At 70.5% G+C, this 16723-nt stretch carries 14 protein-coding genes; 9 read left to right on the top strand and 5 right to left on the bottom strand.

Annotation, left to right across the window (positions count from 1 at the left end):
- Nucleotides 1-29: 29 nt before the first annotated feature.
- Nucleotides 30-752: a class I SAM-dependent methyltransferase gene (locus OG972_RS07995; protein WP_266979569.1), complete on the top strand. Its 723-nt coding sequence runs from the start codon at nt 30-32 to the stop codon at nt 750-752.
- Between the two features lie 38 nt (nt 753-790).
- Here OG972_RS07995 and OG972_RS07990 read toward each other — a convergent pair whose 3' ends face one another.
- The 3 genes from OG972_RS07990 to OG972_RS07980 all read right to left on the bottom strand — a co-directional run bounded on the left by OG972_RS07990 (nt 791) and on the right by OG972_RS07980 (nt 4739).
- The gene (locus tag OG972_RS07990; protein ID WP_266979567.1) at nt 791-1951 is read right to left on the bottom strand and encodes an acyltransferase; all 1161 of its coding nucleotides are present in this window, start codon (nt 1949-1951) and stop codon (nt 791-793) included.
- Nucleotides 1951-4089 (bottom strand): bifunctional polysaccharide deacetylase/glycosyltransferase family 2 protein, encoded by a 2139-nt coding sequence (locus OG972_RS07985; protein ID WP_266990336.1) that lies wholly within the window; start codon nt 4087-4089, stop codon nt 1951-1953. Before OG972_RS07985 ends, OG972_RS07990 begins: the two co-directional genes overlap by 1 nt.
- 209 nt (nt 4090-4298) lie before the next feature.
- Nucleotides 4299-4739 (bottom strand): hypothetical protein, encoded by a 441-nt coding sequence (locus OG972_RS07980; RefSeq protein WP_266979566.1) that lies wholly within the window; start codon nt 4737-4739, stop codon nt 4299-4301.
- Between the two features lie 311 nt (nt 4740-5050).
- On the opposite strand from OG972_RS07980, the gene OG972_RS07975 reads away from it, so the two are divergent.
- Nucleotides 5051-6094, top strand: coding sequence for a chitinase (locus tag OG972_RS07975; protein WP_266979564.1), 1044 nt, complete (start codon nt 5051-5053; stop codon nt 6092-6094).
- 6 nt (nt 6095-6100) lie between these two features.
- Here OG972_RS07975 and OG972_RS07970 read toward each other — a convergent pair whose 3' ends face one another.
- On the bottom strand, nt 6101-7006 hold the full coding sequence (locus OG972_RS07970; RefSeq protein WP_266979563.1) for a LysR family transcriptional regulator: 906 nt from the start codon (nt 7004-7006) through the stop codon (nt 6101-6103).
- Between the two features lie 124 nt (nt 7007-7130).
- Between OG972_RS07970 and OG972_RS07965 the strand changes: the two genes are divergently transcribed.
- The 3 genes from OG972_RS07965 (at nt 7131) to OG972_RS07955 (ending at nt 9436) form a co-directional block, all read left to right on the top strand.
- Nucleotides 7131-8123, top strand: a complete 993-nt coding sequence (locus tag OG972_RS07965; RefSeq protein ID WP_266979562.1) for an aldo/keto reductase — start codon at nt 7131-7133, stop codon at nt 8121-8123.
- Nucleotides 8124-8546: 423 nt separating this feature from the next.
- Nucleotides 8547-8738, top strand: a complete 192-nt coding sequence (locus OG972_RS07960; protein WP_266979560.1) for a hypothetical protein — start codon at nt 8547-8549, stop codon at nt 8736-8738.
- A 572-nt stretch (nt 8739-9310) separates the two neighbouring features.
- Complete coding sequence (locus OG972_RS07955; protein ID WP_266979558.1) at nt 9311-9436, top strand: SDR family oxidoreductase; 126 nt, start codon at nt 9311-9313, stop codon at nt 9434-9436.
- Here OG972_RS07955 and OG972_RS07950 read toward each other — a convergent pair.
- A complete protein-coding gene (locus OG972_RS07950) occupies nt 9423-11081 on the bottom strand; it encodes a transposase (RefSeq protein ID WP_266979556.1) in 1659 nt (552 codons plus the stop codon). The genes OG972_RS07955 and OG972_RS07950 overlap by 14 nt on opposite strands.
- A 488-nt stretch (nt 11082-11569) precedes the next feature.
- Between OG972_RS07950 and OG972_RS07945 the strand changes: the two genes are divergently transcribed.
- Genes OG972_RS07945 through OG972_RS07930 form a run of 4 tightly spaced genes read left to right on the top strand, consistent with a single transcriptional unit; the run spans nt 11570 to nt 16689 of the window.
- Nucleotides 11570-12403 (top strand): M55 family metallopeptidase, encoded by an 834-nt coding sequence (locus OG972_RS07945; protein ID WP_266979554.1) that lies wholly within the window; start codon nt 11570-11572, stop codon nt 12401-12403.
- Nucleotides 12396-13739 (top strand): M20/M25/M40 family metallo-hydrolase, encoded by a 1344-nt coding sequence (locus tag OG972_RS07940; RefSeq protein WP_266979553.1) that lies wholly within the window; start codon nt 12396-12398, stop codon nt 13737-13739. Before OG972_RS07945 ends, OG972_RS07940 begins: the two co-directional genes overlap by 8 nt.
- A 20-nt stretch (nt 13740-13759) precedes the next feature.
- Nucleotides 13760-15748 (top strand): prolyl oligopeptidase family serine peptidase, encoded by a 1989-nt coding sequence (locus OG972_RS07935; RefSeq protein WP_266979551.1) that lies wholly within the window; start codon nt 13760-13762, stop codon nt 15746-15748.
- Nucleotides 15745-16689 (top strand): LD-carboxypeptidase, encoded by a 945-nt coding sequence (locus tag OG972_RS07930; protein WP_266979549.1) that lies wholly within the window; start codon nt 15745-15747, stop codon nt 16687-16689. The genes OG972_RS07935 and OG972_RS07930 overlap by 4 nt, the downstream gene beginning before the upstream one ends.
- The last annotated feature ends 34 nt before the right edge of the window (nt 16690-16723 follow it).

Raw genomic sequence — 16723 nt, 5'->3', positions numbered from 1 at the left:
CTGTGGGTGCACCGGACTTGGGAGTACGTATGGACGTGTCACAGGGCTACCGCGAAGCGTGGGAAGGCTACTGGTCGTCGACCTCCGACGCACCCGGCGAGGCGATCTGGGACTCCGACCCGTCCCTCAACTCGGTACCCCACAGTGAGCTGCTGCTCCCTTACGCCGACACCTCGCTGCCCGTCGTCGACCTCGGGTGCGGCAACGGCACCCAGACCCGCTACCTCGCCACCCGGTTCACCCGCGCCATCGGCGTGGACCTCGCGCAGGCGGCGATCGGGCACGCACGCCGCGCGGACTCCGTGGGCATCGCCGAGTTCGAGCAGCTCAACCTGGTCGACGGGAAAGCGGTACAGGCCCTGCGGGAACGGATCGGCGACACCAATGTCTATATGCGGGCGGTGATCCACCAGAGCGAGCCGGAGGCGCGTCCCGCCGTCGCGGCAGCCGTCGCGACGCTCCTGGGGGCGCGGGGGCGGGCCTTCGTCGCCGAGCTGACCCCGGCGTCCAAGACGGTGCTGCAGCAGGCGGCCCAGGGGCCGGGCGGTCCGCCCGAGAAACTGCGACGGGTCTTCGAGCACGGGCTCCGGCCGGCCGGAGCCACGGAGGAGGAGGTGCCGGAGCTGTTGCGGGCGGCGGGGCTGACGACGCTCGCGACCGGCGACACGGCGCTCGCCCAGACCGAGCACCTGCCGGACGGCACCCGCATCGACCTGCCCGCCCGCTGGTTCGTCCTCGCCGCCGACCGGTAGGGCCGGCGGCGGTCACGCACGGTGCGGCGGGGGCCGCGTCAAGGCAGCAGGCGCGGCCCCCGTTTGGCCGCGATGTCCTCGACCCAGCCGAAGAGGGCCACGGCCGCCGCGATCAGCACCCAGGCGACCCCGAACTGGAACCACATGCTGTCCAACGGCAGATCCCGTTCGAAAGCAGGCACGTTCCACATCAGATCGATCAGCGGCACGCTCGTCATCAGGGCGACCTCGTGCCACAGATAGATCGTCACGGCACGGGCGTTGAAGACCTTCACGACCCTGTCGGCCACCCGATGGCGGGCGAGCCCGGCGAAGTCGGGACGGAAGCGGAGCAGCAGCAGGACGAACCCGGCGGACCACAGCGCCTGGGCGAGCGGGATGTCGTCGAGATCGTAGGAACCGTCGACCCGGTGGTGGAAGGCCCACCAGGCGCCTGCCGCCAGCAGGGCCGAGGCCACGGGGACGACGGCGGCGGGGCGCATCCGGTCGAGGACGCCGTCTCGGTGGGCGAAGCCGAGCAGCCAGCAGAACAGGAAGACCGACAGATCGCTGAGCGCACTGCCCAGCCGCCCGTCCGGCACGCCGCCCACGGTCTCCAGGACCACGACGGGCACGAGCGACAGCGCGAGCACGGGCAGCGGGGCGGACCGGAAGATGCGCAGCAGCACCGGCGACATCAGCACGAACCACAGATACGTCCGCAGGTACCAGAGCACCGCCCAGGCCTGCTCGCCCCACGCGTTGCCCGGCGGATCGCCGACCGGCAGCACCCAGTACAGGACATCCGGGCCGGGCAGCCAGCCGTGCAGCAGCATCGCCGTACCGAGAACCAGCGCGAACGCCCAGAGCGGGATCAGCAGTCTGCGCAGCCGCCCGCGGAGGACGTGCGCCGCGGGCCGCTCCAGCGAACGCGCCATGAGCGAGCCGGCGAGTGCGAACATCACGCCCATGGAAGGGAAGACAAGCCCCAGCCAGGGCCACTCGAAGGTGTGGTACGTGATGACACGGACCAGTGCGAAGGCCCGCAGTGCGTCGAACCATCGGTCGCGGCCCGCGCTGGGGCCGGGGAGCGGTGCGGGAGAGGACGGGGCGGTTTCCCCGGCCGGGGGCCCGGGTTCCGTATCCTCCCCCGAGTGCTCGGCCGGCCGTTGCATCGGGATCCCGGTCCGCAGTGCGCCCTTGCGGTGTGCGCCCGCCATCAGCGCGCCCCCGTGCCGGAGGCCGGTGTGCCCACCTCACCGGTGCGCTTCAGCTTCTGCCAGCGCAGCCGGCCGCCCGTCGCCGCGGTCACACACGAGTGGATCAGCACCAGATACATCAGCTGCCGGTAGGCAACCTGTTGCAGAGGCAGCATGAGGAGATACCGGAACCGCTCGCGGTCGAGACGGAAGGCGTAGGCCGCACAGGCCAGTTGGACGAGGAGCACCGCCAGCCAGGCGAGCAGGGACCCCTTGAAGTCCACAAAGATCATCGCGTAGACCGTGAACACGTCGATGAGCGGCGCGAAGACGGGGGTGACGATCTGGAACAGGACGACCAGCGGCATGCCGACCCGGCCGAACCGGCCCGACGGCCCCCGGTCCGTCATCGACTTCCGGTGCTTCCAGAGCGCCTGCATCGTGCCGTAACTCCAGCGGTAGCGCTGCCGCCACAGCTGCCCCAGCGATGCGGGCGCCTCGGTCCAGGCGCGCGCGTGTTCCGCGTAGACGACCCGCCATCCCGCGCGGTGCAGGGCGATGGTGATGTCGGTGTCCTCGGCGAGCGTGTCCTCGCTCATCCCGCCGACCCCCAACACGGCTTCGCGGCGGAACGCCCCGATCGCGCCCGGGATGGTCGGCATGCAGCGCAGCAGGTCGTACATCCGGCGGTCGAGGTTGAAGCCCATCACGTACTCGATGTGCTGCCAGGCGCCGATCACGGTGTTGCGGTTGCCGACCTTGGCATTGCCCGCGACCGCACCGACCTCCGGGTCACCGAAGGGTTGCACGAGCCGCTGAACGGTGTCGGGTTCGAAGACGGTGTCGCCGTCCATCATGACCACGATGTCGTGACGCGCATGCCGCACACCGTTGTTGAGCGCCGCGGACTTGCCCGCGTTCGCCTGGCGGATCACCCGCACGTTCGGCAGCCCCAGGGACTCGGCGATCTCCGCCGTGCCGTCGGTCGAGCCGTCGTCGACGACCACGATCTCGATGGGATGGGTGCTGGCGGCAAGGGAGCCCAGGGTGTTGGCGATGCACTCCTTCTCGTTGTACGCGGGCACGATCACACTGACCGGTTCGGTGATTCCGGGGCCCCAGACGAACCGGCGTCTGTTGCGCTGCCGGTAGTGGCGCCGGGCGAGGAGGAGCATCATCGCGAACCTGCCCAGCACGGCGACGCCCACGACCGCCAGCACCACGGCAAGACCGGGCACGGTCCACTCCGCGACGGCGACCGCGCCGAGCAGGGCGCGGCCCTCCCAGAGGGTGGACGTGTCGGCTGTGCGGTGCGCGGCCTGCTCGGGGTTGCTCTGCGGTGAGCCGGCCGTACTGATCCCCGGGGCCGGCGCGCCGGCCTGTGCGCCCTGCTGCCCTTGTGCCTGTTGCCCCTGTACCTGTTGCTGGGCGCCGCTGACCGTGGTGAAGGTGTAGCCCTTCGCCTTCATCTTCTTGATGTACTGCGGCAGCGCTTCGAGGGTCTGCTCGCGATTGCCGCCCGCGTCGTGAAAGAGCACCGAAGCGCCCCTCCCGCTCTTCGGGGTGGCCCACTTGATGATCTTGGATACGCCCGGCTGCTGCCAGTCCTCGCTGTCCGTGTCGATGAAGACGCTGGTGTAGCCCATAGCGCCGAGTTTCTTGTAGACGGGCCAGCTGTAGTTGTCGATCGCGTCGTTCGTCGACGAGTACGGGGCGCGGAAGAGGGTCGTCGTGATGCCCGCGGCGCCCGCCAGAGCGAGCTGTGTCTGCGCGATCTCCCGCTTGACGCGGGCCGCGCTCTGGTACGACAGATCGACATGGGTGAAGGTGTGGACGCCCACCTCGTTGCCGTCGTCGACCATCCGGCGCACCACGTCCGGATACCGCGAGATCATCGAGCCGACCAGGAAGAACGTGCCGGGCACCTCGTTGTCGTCCAGGATGTCGAGCACCTTCTGGGTCCACTCGGGGTCCGGGCCGTCGTCGAAGGTGAGCACGATCGTCTTGTCCGGCACGGACCGGGTCCGCGCCGTGCCGCCCTCGAAGCTGAGGAAGGGCCCGCCGTCGAGGACGCTGTCCGGCACCTTGCTCGCGCTCGCGTCGGAGCGGACACGCTGGTCGCTTCCGACCTCCGCCCGCAGATAGCCGTCGAGCAGCATCACGGAGACGAGGCCGAGCAGGAGCAGAAGAGCGATGACCACGCGCGGCTTGGGGACGGCCTGGCGGCGGACACGTTCGATCCGGTTCGGCGTGGCATGCCGTCGCTTCGGCGGTACGGGGGAAGGCGCCGCGGTGGGGAGACTTCCGCGGTCCGGCTGCTGGTCAGGCCGCCGGTCGGAGGTCGGGCCGTGTGCCCGGTCCGTCTCCATCAGCCGGTTCCGGTGGTGACCGACACGGACGCGGCGGAGGCCGGGACGGTGACGGAAGCCGACACGGACGGTGAAGCCGTGGGGCGTCCGCCGGCCGGCGGACCGCTCGGTGGTGCGCCCGCACCTCCCGGAGGCGTGTTTCCGCCGGGACCGCCCTGGGCGGAGGGTGCGCCGCCGAACGGGATCAGCTCCGAGGGCGACATGGAGATGCCGCCCATGAAGGCGAGGCCCAGCACGGCCACGTAACCGACACAGGCGACGCCCAGTGCGATACCGGCGCGCCGGAACAGGCGGGCGCGGCGCCCGGAGCTGTCCACGAAGACGGGGCCTCCGTGGGCTTCGGTCCCGGTCCCGGCCGCGTCCCGGGACGTCGGTGTACCGGCGTGTTTACGGCGGCCGCTGCGGGGCGGATCTTTCTCGATGGCGGTATCGACATGCATGAGCGCATGTTGACGAACTGCGATGTGCGAAGTCTGAGGCGTTCCTTGCCGAATGCTGTGACAACGCGGGAAGTCTGTGAGCGAACTGAGAACACCGCCGCTCGCCCGGCACCTTCCGTCGCGCCGACGCGACGTCATGACCCGTGCGGCGCTGGGTGGATGAGCCGTTTCCGGACATGCTGCTGTGCGTGCGGGGTGATATGCGCCGCGTTCGGGCGCCTGGCGACGTGTGAGAGGTTTACGGTGTTCCCGCTTTTCATTGTTGCTGTGGCGGGACAATTCTCACGAGACCAGGTGCAACCTTTATGCGCATGTCACCGAAGCGCTTTCCGGGCGGCGCGGCGCGCCGTGCGAAGCGGGCGACCGCCGCCGTCGCCGGACTCGTCGCGCTCGGGCTCGCCTGCTCGGCCTGTACGACGGGGGCGGCGGCGAACCAGGGCGGTACCTCGTCCCCCCGCCCCGGCGGCCCCGCGGCCTCCGCTGTCACCACCGCCTACACCCCGTACGTCAGCGCCACGACCGCGGCCGATACCGACTCCGTCGGCTCCCCCGACACGTACAACCTCGCCTTCGTCGTCGCCGGCGACGACACCTGCACCCCGCTCTGGGGCGGCACCGCCGAGGCCACCAGTGCGTCGGTGACCTCACGCGTCGCCCGGCTGACGTCGACCGGCGCGGACGTCCGGGTCTCGTTCGGCGGGGCCGCGGGGACCGAGTTGGCGCTCGCGTGTGACAGCGCGGAGGAGCTGGCCGACGCCTACGCCAAGGTGCTCGACGCCGTCGGTGCCACCAAGGCCGACTTCGACATCGAGGGCGACGCACTCACCGATCGGGCGTCGATCACCCTCCGCGACAAGGCGCTCCGCCTCCTGCAGAAGCGGCGGCACCTCGATGTCACGTACACCCTGCCTGTGATGCCGGACGGCCTGGAGTCCACCGGTACGGGCCTCCTGAGCGACGCCGCCGAGCAGAAGGTCGACATCTCCGCGGTGAACATCATGGCCATGAACTACAGCACGTCCCACGACGGTGACATGAGCGACTACGCGCGACAGGCCGCCGAAGCAACCCATGACCAGCTCACCGATGTACTCGGGCTGTCGGACGCCGAGGCCTGGCAGTCGCTGCACATCACGGTGATGCTCGGTGTCAACGACGTGGCAGGGGAGACGTTCACCCTCGCCGACGCTGCATCCCTGCGCGCTTTCGCCCGGCGGACCGGCGTCGGCGCGCTCTCCATGTGGGCCACCTTCCGCGACCAGGAGTGCACCGACAAGGACACGTCGACGGCGAGCGACACCTGCAGCGGAGTCCAGCAGAAGCCGGGAGCGTTCGCGAGCGCGCTGGGGGGATGACCGCCGTCAGCGCCCGGCGTCACCCGGTACGTCACCGCGCACCAAGGTCATCAGCGCCTGGGCGCCCGGGCTCATCGCCCCGGCGGCCGGAAGCACCACGACACTCTCGTAGTACGGCTGCTCAGGACCGTCCAGCTCCACCGCGACCAGCCCCAGGGCTTCCGGCTTACGCGAGAAGTGGTGCGGTACCACCGCGATCCCCAGCCCTTCGTGCACCAGCTCCAGCAGGGTGTGTACGTCGGTCACCTCCAGCCCCACCGTGCGGCGCACCCGCGCCGTGGTGAACGCCTCGTCCGCGGCGCGGCGGGGGCCCCAGTCCGGATGGAAGTCGATGAAGGACTCACCCGTCAGCTCGTCCCACGCGACGCCGTCCGCCGCCTGCGCGAACCGGTGACCGGGAGCGCACAGGACGACCATGCGCTCCCGGGCCAGCGGGATCAGCTCGCCCCGCCACTCCGCGGCACTGACGGCCGCCGCGAACGCGACATCGAGCCGGCCGCCCGCCACCCCGTTCACCAGACTCGTCGTGCCCTCCTGCCGGAGCCGGATCTCCATCTGCGGGTGGGTCCGGTGGAAGGCCGCGAGCAGCTGCGGCACCCGGACACCGGCCACGCACTGTTCGACCCCGACCGTCAGGGTGCCGCGCAGCAGTCCGCGTACCGCATCGACGGCGTCCCGCGCCGCCCGTGCGCCCGCCAGCGTGCGCTCCGCCTCGACCAGCAGGGCGCGACCCGCCTCGGTCAGCCGCACGGTGCGTGTGGTCCGGCTGAACAGCGGCGTCTTCAACTCCTGTTCCAGGGAGCGGATGGAGGCGGACAGCCCGGACTGCGACACGGCGACGCGCTCGGCGGCACGAGTGAAGTGCTGTTCCTCGGCGACGGCGATGAAATGTTCGAGCTGGCGCAATTCCATGATTGAGAAATCTAGGCGATGAATCCAACCTGAATCTCCTGTTGGACTGCTGGATCATTGTCGGGGAGCCTGAGGACCGCGCGTTTCCCCGCGTACCCGCCTTCCCCTCCCCGTGGAGCCCTGCATGTACATGCCGTCGCCCGACCGCTACCAGGCCATGCCGTACCGGCGCACCGGACGCAGCGGTCTGCGGCTCCCCGCTCTCTCGCTCGGCCTCTGGCACAACTTCGGGAGCGACCGGACCGCGGAGACCCAGGGACAGATCCTGCGCAGGGCGTTCGACCTCGGCATCACACACTTCGACCTGGCCAACAACTACGGCCCGCCTCCCGGCGCCGCCGAGACCGCCATGGGACGCGCCCTGAGGACGGACTTCGCCCGGCTCCGGGACGAGATCGTCGTCTCCACCAAGGCGGGCTACCTGATGTGGGACGGGCCGTACGGGGAGTGGGGCTCACGCAAGTACCTGCTCGGGTCGCTCGACCAGAGCCTCACCCGGCTCGGACTCGACTACGTCGACATCTTCTACTCCCACCGGCCCGACCCGGACACCCCGCTCGAAGAGACGATGGGGGCGCTGGACTCGGCGGTACGCCAGGGCAAGGCGCTCTACGTCGGTCTCTCCAACTACTCGCCGGAGCAGACCCGGGAGGCGGCCCGCATCCTCAAGGAGCTCGGCACCCCCCTGCTGATCCACCAGCCGCGCTACTCGATGCTGGACCGCTGGGTCGAGGACGGACTGCTCACGACGCTGGACGACCTGGGCGTCGGTTCCATCGCGTATTCGCCGCTGGAGCAGGGCATTCTCTCCGACCGCTATCTGAAGGGGATCCCGGCGGGCTCCCGTGCGGCGGGCAGCAGTCCCTTCCTGACGCCCGAGTCGGTGACCCCCGAGTTGGTGGCCCGACTGCGCGCGCTCGACCTGGTCGCCTCCGAGCGCGGGCAGACCCTGGCGCAGATGGCGCTGGCCTGGGTGCTGCGGGGCGGGCGTGTGACCTCCGCCGTGGTCGGGGCGAGCAGCGTCGCTCAGCTGGAGAACAGCGTCGAGGCGGTACGCAACCTGGAGTTCGGCGACGAGGAACTCGCCAGGATCGAGGAGCTGTTGAAGACCTCCTGAGGTCCCTCGTCCGGACCCGGCCTCCGCCGTCGGTGCCCCGTGCGACGGGCACCGGCGGCGGAGACCGACTGCCGGCGGCCTTCCCTCGCGAGCGCATCGACGGAACCGCGGGGGAGCAGCGTGGGAACCACTCGGCCGTGCCTCCCCTGTCCGTGCGGGCGGTGCCGCGCGGTGCGGCGGTGCAGGAGCACACGGTGGGGGACGACGGGGACTTTGTCGAGCGGCCGGCCCCTTCCCCGTGGAACGGAGCCGTGGGACGAGGCCGTGACAGGTGACCCGATCCGCCGGTCGGCATGCGGTCGTGAGCCGTCTTCACCCGGACGGCCGACCGATGTCACACCACTGCACCCTGGGCCGCGCGCTACCGGCCGGGCCCGGAAACGCTGAGTGCGTCGTTTCCCCTCCCCCGAGGAGAGAACCCGCGTGAGTGTCTCCCGGGTTCCTGCCCCGCATTCACGGCGGATACGTCCGCGCCGCGGTCCCGCGATCGCGGCGCTCACCGCGACGGCGCGCGCCGTCGCCGCAGCCGCCGGGCCCGCGGTCGCCGACACCGCCGACGGCGCCAAGCCGACTGTGACCGTCGGTTCGGTCAACGCCTCGCTGCCAGATCCGTAGATCATCGAATACGGCGCGGACAAGGCGGCCCTGACCAACTTCTGCAAGGCCCTTTCCAAGGAGGTCGGTCCCCAAGGGGTTCACAACTGCTGGGCAGGCACATCGTTTTGGCGAACATGATCACGAGGGGGTGATCGGTGTGACGATCTGTGGGTATGTACGGTGAGGTGTGGGTAACGTTCTCGGTGCGATCTGGGACGCCGGGTGTGGTGTCAGCGGTCGGGGCCCCCGTGTCACCGGAGAGATGGTTCGGGGCTTCCCCCGTCGCCTCCGGCCACACCCACATGGCCAGGTCGTAGGGATTCCGCCCGCCTGGGACGGACCGCATACGGGATATGCGTCGCCGCTCAGGACGCGAAAGCGGAGGACCAGTGCGCCCAAGAATGTTCGGGGCGTCCTGGCACGACAGGACTCGCTCCTGCCCACTGCCCAGGAATGGTACGGGTCAACACGGTCAGCCCCGGGCCGGTCGAAAACCGATCTCTGGCTGGGCAGGGTCGGCGTGGCGGCCACGGTCGCAGCCTCGTCGGGCGCCGCACCGGAGGACGTCGCCCAGGGCCGCGGCCCAGCCGGTGACGGGCCGGTTCACCCGCCCGGACGAAGTCGCGGACCTGGTCGTGCTGTTGGCGAGCGAGAGTACGGGCAACGTCACCGGATCCGACTTCGTCATCGACGGCGGGCTCATCACCACGGTGTGACCCGAGGGACCGTTCCTAACCAGTGTGCGTAAAGTGAGTCTCGGACCCACTGTTGCGTACTGGGCGCATCCCGAACGGTGTTGGATGCACTGGGTTCCCGCTTTCGCTTCCCACTCGGCGCTGGCCCTCCAGGGGGCCAGTCCGTTGTGGGTGGGCGGGTTCCCTCACGCCCCCGGTGACCTGGTCCGGCCTGAACGGTCCGATGCCCCGCACGATCACTCCGGTCGTGTGGGGGCGGTGCCGTCCGACGCCGGATCGGATGTCCAAGGGCGCGTCGACCGATCGCGATGCCCGCGGCATCGTGACGGGACATCTTTCGGTGGGGGGTGGCCAGCGGTTTCTGCCAGTGCTGACCACCCCACAGGCTGGTGTAGGCGGGGTCGACCGCGACGATGCTCAGGCCGTGTTCGGCGGCCATGGACACGAGCCGGGCCTTGAGCCTGCCGGTCGGGATGCCGGAGATGAGCTGCCGGAACCTTTTGCGGCGGCCGTGTTTTTCCCGGGTCTTCTCGGTGGTGAAGTCGAGGTCTTCGATGCCGATCGCGGCGACACCGATACGCACCGCCCAGTTGATCAACCGGGTCAGGGCGTGGCGGATCTGGGCGTCGCGGTGACCGGCCGAACCGGACAGGTCATAGGGGAAACGCCGCGGGTCGCCGACGGGGTTGCCGTGCCGGTCGAGCCGGTAGGCGGCGAAGTGGTCGGCGTTGGTGTCGACGCCGACCATGCCCCGGGCGCGGGCAGTCTCCAACGGGATGGTCTTCACGGCGGGGCGTTGCCAGGATGCGGTGAGGTACCAGCGGCCACGGTCCACGTCGAGGTGGATGCGGTAGGCGACGGACCGGTTCGCTTCGATGCGGTCGGCCCACTCCGCGCCCCGGTGCGCGAACGCGATACGGGCACTGAGGGTGTACCGGCCGTGCCGGGCGTTGGCCAGGTGCGCGAGCGGGGCAGGCAGCCTGATGCTGACCTCACCAGTGTCGGTGACACGGATCGTCTCGTTCCCGAACCGCTTCCCCGACTCACCATCAGCAGCGATGAACCAGCGTCCCGCCTCCCACCGGTGCCGCCATTGGTCTTCGGTGAGCTGGGCCTCGGTGAGGTGGTGGCGGGTGTTGAGGAGACGCCTACCGCCCCGCACGACCCGGACCCGCCCGGCCTCCCGGTCGGCGACAGCCGCCGTGTGCCGCGCTTCCAGCATCGCAAGGCGGCGGGACTTGCGGAACCACTCGCCCTTGGAACGGTAGCCGCCCGCGGCCCGCCTCGTTCCGGGCTCCCCGAGCGGGAGGGACAGGCGGTGCCGCAACGTCCTGATCCCGGCCGCCAGCTTCTGGATGTGCGCCGCCTGGCAACGGCGCGCGAGCGCCCACTGACCGTGCGTGGCCTTGGTGATCGCCCCCGCGATCCGCGACGACGACACCCCGGTCAGCTCCCGCTTACGCGCCGCCCAGGTCTCCGCACCGTGCTCCAGACCATCCGCACAGCGGGCCGTGAGATCACCGGAAGCCAGCGCGCCTTGATGCGCACCGACAGCACGCAGCACCCTCTCGTCCTCGACGGTCAGGTGCTTGAGACGATCCCGGACCGCCACCCCGCAAGGCCCGGGCACCACGAAGGACACGGCCAACTTCCGCAGACCACCCACCACATCACCCCCTCCCCGGCCGGACACCTGCCACCGGACCCAACGAGCAGCAGCCACCAAGGTCACCCATTCGGCCCCGGAACCCCCGTTCCCACCCCCGCGAATGCACCGCCAGGACTCACTCCTGCTCACCACCACTCACTTCGACTCAGCAAACCGACAGCAGCTCACAACCCTCGTGTCGCCCACGGACGGGCCGCGGCATGCCGGTTGCGGCTCGGGCACGGGATCCGGGCTGATGGAGGCCCGGCATCGGGCTCCCCCTCGCCGACCGGCCGTCCGACTGACCCCACACTGGACTGGACCTCTGGAGCTGACAACACCTCTGGCCTGGGACTCCGCCGCCGCGTACGGTGTTGCCGCATGAAGATCTCCCTTCGCGAACGGCCGCTTCGGGAGCCTGTCGGGCGTTCCTCCGGGGCCGAGGCCGGCAACCGCTGTCACGGCCGGCACGCATGCCTGCTGACCTGCGAGAGGACCGATACACCGTGAAGATCCTCATCAGTGCGGACATGGAAGGCGCCACGGGCGTGACCTGGCCGGCCGATGTGCTGCCCGGGACGCCGCAGTGGGAGCGCTGCCGATCGATGTTCACCTCCGATGTGAACGCGGCGGCCCTCGGCTTCTACGACGGAGGCGCCGACGAGGTGCTGATCAACGAGGCCCACTGGTCCATGCGCAACCTGCTGCTGGAGCGGCTCGACGAGCGGGTCCAGATGCTCACCGGGAGGCACAAGCCCCTCAGCATGGTGGAGGGCATCCAGCACGGTGACGTCGACGCGATCGCCTTCGTCGGCTACCACACGGGAGCCGGTACGGAGGGCGTGCTCGCCCACACATACCTGGCCAACTCCATCACCGGCGTCTGGCTGAACGGGGTCCGCGCCAGCGAGGGGCTGCTCAACGCGCATGTCGCCGCGGAGTGCGGCGTGCCCGTCGTCCTCGTCACCGGCGACGACCTGACCTGCGTGGACGCCGAAGGATACGCCCCCGCCGCCCGCAAGGTCGCGGTGAAGGACTATGTGTCGCGATACGCCGCGGTGTGCCGGACCCCCGCACGTACCGCGGCCGATATCCGCGCGGCCGCCAAGGAGGCCACCTCGCTCGCCGGACGCCTCGAGCCGGTGCAGGGCGGCCCGTTCACGGTGGAGCTGGAGTTCGATGCCGAGCATCTGGCCGCGGCGGCCACCGTCGTTCCCGGCGTGGCGACCAGTGGTGAGCGGCGCGTCGCCTACACCGGCGCGACGATGTACGAAGGTATTCGCACGTTCAAGGCGGTGACGACGATCGTGTCGTCCGCCGTGGAGGAACAGTATGGCTGAGGCGACCACCCCCCAGGAATCCGTCGACGACCTGGCCCTCGACGAATCCGTGACGTTCACGTCCGAACTGATCCGGATCGACACGACCAACCGGGGCGGCGGCGACTGCCGGGAGCGCCCGGCCGCCGAGTACGTCGCCGAACGGCTGGCCGCGGCCGAACTGGAACCCCAACTGCTCGAACGCACCCCGGGCCGCACCAACGTGGTCGCGAGGATCGAGGGCACCGACCCGTCCGCCGACGCGCTCCTCGTCCACGGGCATCTCGACGTCGTGCCCGCCGAGGCCGACGACTGGACCGTGCACCCCTTCTCCGGGGAGGTCCGCGACGGCGTCGTCTGGGGCCGCGGCGCCATCGACATGAAGAACATGGACGCGATGGTCCTCGCCGTCGTCCGTGCCTGGGCCCGGGCCGGTGTCCGGCCCCGCCGGGACATCGTGATCGCGTACACCGCCGACGAGGAGGCCAGCGCGGAGGACGGCTCCGGCTTCCTCGCCGACCGGCACCCCGAACTCTTCGAAGGGTGCACGGAGGGCATCAGCGAATCCGGCGCCTTCACCTTTCACGCCGGACCGGGGATGCCGCTCTACCCCATCGCCGCGGGCGAGCGCGGCACCGGATGGCTGAAGCTCACCGCCCACGGCAAGGCCGGGCACGGCTCCAAGGTCAACAGGGCGAACGCGGTCACCGCACTCGCCGCGGCCGTCGCCCGGATCGGCACGCACGAATGGCCGGTGCGGCTCACCCCGACCGTACGCGCCGCCCTCACCGAGATCGCCGCCCTGCACGGCATCCGCGTCGATGTCGACGCCCCCGGGTTCGACGTGGACGAACTGCTCGGAAAGCTCGGACCGGCCGCGGCCCTGGTCGAGCCGACCGTCAGGAACAGTTCCAACCCGACGATGCTCGAAGCCGGGTACAAGGTGAATGTGATCCCCGGCCATGCCCTCGCCTACATCGACGGCCGGACGGTGCCCGGTGGCGAGGACGAGTTCCACGCCACCCTGGACCGGCTGACCGGACCGGACGTCGACTGGGAGTTCCACCACCGCGAGGTCGCTCTGCAGGCGCCGGTCGACTCACCGACGTACGCGAAGCTGCGCGCCGCCGTCGAACGCTTCGACCCGGACGGCCACGTCGTGCCGTACTGCATGTCGGGCGGCACGGACGCCAAGCAGTTCTCCCGGCTCGGCATCACCGGCTACGGCTTCTCACCGCTGAAGCTCCCGGTCGGCTTCGACTACCAGGCGCTCTTCCACGGCGTCGACGAACGCGTGCCCGTCGAGGCACTGCACTTCGGCGTCCGCGTACTCGACCACTATCTGCGCACGGCCTGACCCGCACGGGGGGATTGAACATGGTGACCACAGAGGCCTACGGAACATGGCCGTCGCCGATCGACGCACGGCTGGCCGCCTCGCACGACGGCCGCCCGGAGTACGTCGGCGCGGTCGGCGACGAGGTGTGGTGGACGGAGCCGCGCCCGGCCGAAGCGGGCCGCCGCGCCCTGGTCCGCCGCCGGGCGGACGGGACCACCGAATCCGTGCTGCCCGTTCCGTGGAACGTCCGCAGCCGCGTCATCGAGTACGGCGGACTGCCCTGGGCCGGGGCCGGGCGTGCCGACGCCGGACCGCTGATCGTCTTCGTGAACTTCACCGACCAGCGGCTGTACGCGTACGCGCCCGACGGGCCCGACGAACCATGGCCGCTCACCCCGGTCTCCGCCGTCGGTGGCGGACTGCGCTGGGTCGACCCGCAGCTGCACCTCGATCGGGGAGAGCGGGGCGAAGTGTGGTGCGTCCTGGAGGAGTTCACCGGCGAGGCGCCCACCGAGGTGCGCCGGGTGATCGCCGCCGTACCGCTGGACGGATCGGCGGCCGACGACCGCGGCGCGGTACGCGAACTCTCCGACGGCCGGCACCGCTTCGTGACCGGGCCGAAGTTGTCGCCCGACGGGCGACGTGTGGCGTGGATCGCCTGGGACCATCCGCGGATGCCGTGGGACGGCACCGAGGTGATGCTCGCCGACGTCACCGACGACGGTACGTTCCGGAGCGCCTGGAGCTTCGGCGGCGGACCCGGGGAATCGGTGCCGCAGATCGAATGGACCACCGACGGACAGCTCCTCTTCGCGAGCGACCGCAGCGGCTGGTGGAACCTGTACCGCGCCGATCCGCACCGGGGCACGGTGGCGCTCTGTACACGGGAACAGGAGTTCGCCGGGCCGCTCTGGAAGATCGGGCTCAGCTGGTTCCGTCCGCTGGAGAACGGACTGATCGCCACCATCCACGGCAAGGGCACCACCACCCTCGGCATCCTCGACCCGGAGACCGGCGAACTCGCCGACACCGCCGGTCCCTGGACCGAGTGGGCCGAGACACTCGCCGTTCACGGCAGCCGGGTCGTCGGCGTCGCAGCGGGCCCGCAGAGCGCGTACGAAGTAGTGGAGTTGGACACCGCGACGGGCCGCACCCGGATCATCGGCGCGCAGCACCGCGACGATGTCGATCCCGCCTATTACCCCGAACCTCACCAGCGCACCTTCACCGGGCCCGACGGCCGCGACATCCACGCCCACATCTACCCGCCGCGCAACCCCGAACGGGGCGGCCCGGAAGGCGAGTTGCCGCCCTATGTGGTGTGGGCGCACGGTGGCCCCACCGGGCATGCCGCGCTCGTCCTCGACCTGGAGATCGCCTACTTCACCTCGCGCGGCATCGGCGTCGCCGAGGTCAATTACGGCGGCTCCACCGGTTACGGCAGGGCCTACCGCAACCGGCTGCGCGAACAGTGGGGCATCGTCGACGTGGAGGACTGCGCCGCCGTCGCCCGGGCGCTGGCAGCCGAGGGAACGGCCGACCCGGACCGGCTCGCCATCCGCGGCGGCAGCGCCGGCGGCTGGACCACCGCCGCCTCCCTGACCAGCACCGACGTGTACGCCTGCGGCACTGTCATCTATCCCATCCTCGACCTGACCGGCTGGGGCACCGACGAGACCCATGACTTCGAGTCGCAGTACCTGGAGTCCCTGATCGGCCCGCTCGCCGAGGTCCCGGACCGTTACCGCGCGCGGTCGCCGATCAACCGCACCGACCGGCTGACCACCCCGTTCCTGCTGCTCCAGGGGCTGGACGACGTGATCTGCCCACCGGTCCAGTGCGAGCGGTTCCTGACCGCCATCGAAGGGCGCGGCATCCCGCACGCGTATCTCACGTTCGAGGGGGAGAGCCATGGATTCCGGCGTGCCGACACCATGATCGCCGCACTGGAGGCCGAACTCTCCCTCTACGCCCAGGCCTTCGGCATCGACCGCCCCGACGTACCACAACTGGAGCTGAAGAAGTGACGCTGACTCCTCTGACCCGCGCCGCCCGTCTGCGACCGGGTGCCAGGGTCGCCGTCGTGTCGCCCAGCGGTCCGGTGCCGGACGACCGCCTGGAGGCGGGCCTGGACGTGCTGCGCGGGTGGGGTCTGGAGCCTGTCGAGATGCCCCATGTCCGTGATCTGCACCCGGAGTTGGGCTATCTCGCCGGTACGGACGAGGCGCGCGCCCGCGACCTCGAGCAGGCGTGGTGCGACCCGTCGTTCGATGCGGTGCTGTGCGCCCGCGGCGGGTACGGGGGGCACCGCATGGTCGACCTGGTCGACTGGGCGGCGATGCGCGCGGCCGGGCCCAAGGTGTTCGTCGGCTACAGCGACATCACCGTGCTCCATGAGGCGTTCGCCCAGCGCATGGGGCTCGCGACGCTGCACGGCCCGATGGTCGCCGCGGAGACCTTCCTCAAGGACCCGGACACTCAGGAGTCGCTGCGGGCCACCCTGTTCGAGCCGGAGTCGGTGCGGACCCTCGGCCTTCGTACGGCCGGGGTGCTGGCGCCCGGCCGGGCCCGTGGCATCACGTACGGCGGCTGTGTGAGCCTGCTCGCCGCCGACATCGGCACTCCGTACGCCCGGACGTCCGCCCGGGGCGGACTGCTGATGATCGAGGACACGACGGAGGATCCGTACCGCCTCGACCGCATCTTCACCCAACTCCTGAGGGCCGGGGCGCTGTCCGGGGTATCCGGGGTCGCCTGCGGTTCCTGGCAGGGCTGCGAACCGTACGAGGAGGTGCGTGCGGTCCTGGCCGACCGGCTCGGCGGGCTGGGCGTGCCCGTTGTCGAGGAGCTGGGCTTCGGCCACGGCCCGACGGCGCTGACGATTCCGCTCGGCGTGCCCGCGGTGCTGGACGCGCCGGAGGACGGCGGCCCCGGCACGCTCACCGTCGAGGTGCCCGCGCTGATCTGAACGAAATCCGGCTGCGAAGAAGCTGAATGTCCTT

Source organism: Streptomyces sp. NBC_01669 (assembly GCF_026339735.1).
GTDB lineage: Bacteria > Actinomycetota > Actinomycetes > Streptomycetales > Streptomycetaceae > Streptomyces > Streptomyces yanii.
The sequence above is the reverse complement of the archived record's forward strand: the minus strand, read 5'-3'. Positions and strand labels throughout refer to the sequence as shown.

Bases quoted from the DNA above. Each gene is read 5' to 3' on its own strand.
- OG972_RS07995 (WP_266979569.1), top strand. From the start codon at position 30: ATGGACGTGTCACAGGGCTACCGCGAAGCGTGGGAAGGCTACTGGTCG.
- OG972_RS07990 (WP_266979567.1), bottom strand. From the start codon at position 1,951: ATGGCGGGCGCACACCGCAAGGGCGCACTGCGGACCGGGATCCCGATG.
- OG972_RS07985 (WP_266990336.1), bottom strand. From the start codon at position 4,089: ATGCTGCTCGACGGCTATCTGCGGGCGGAGGTCGGAAGCGACCAGCGT.
- OG972_RS07980 (WP_266979566.1), bottom strand. From the start codon at position 4,739: ATGCATGTCGATACCGCCATCGAGAAAGATCCGCCCCGCAGCGGCCGC.
- OG972_RS07975 (WP_266979564.1), top strand. From the start codon at position 5,051: ATGTCACCGAAGCGCTTTCCGGGCGGCGCGGCGCGCCGTGCGAAGCGG.
- OG972_RS07970 (WP_266979563.1), bottom strand. From the start codon at position 7,006: ATGGAATTGCGCCAGCTCGAACATTTCATCGCCGTCGCCGAGGAACAG.
- OG972_RS07965 (WP_266979562.1), top strand. From the start codon at position 7,131: ATGTACATGCCGTCGCCCGACCGCTACCAGGCCATGCCGTACCGGCGC.
- OG972_RS07940 (WP_266979553.1), top strand. From the start codon at position 12,396: ATGGCTGAGGCGACCACCCCCCAGGAATCCGTCGACGACCTGGCCCTC.
- OG972_RS07935 (WP_266979551.1), top strand. From the start codon at position 13,760: ATGGTGACCACAGAGGCCTACGGAACATGGCCGTCGCCGATCGACGCA.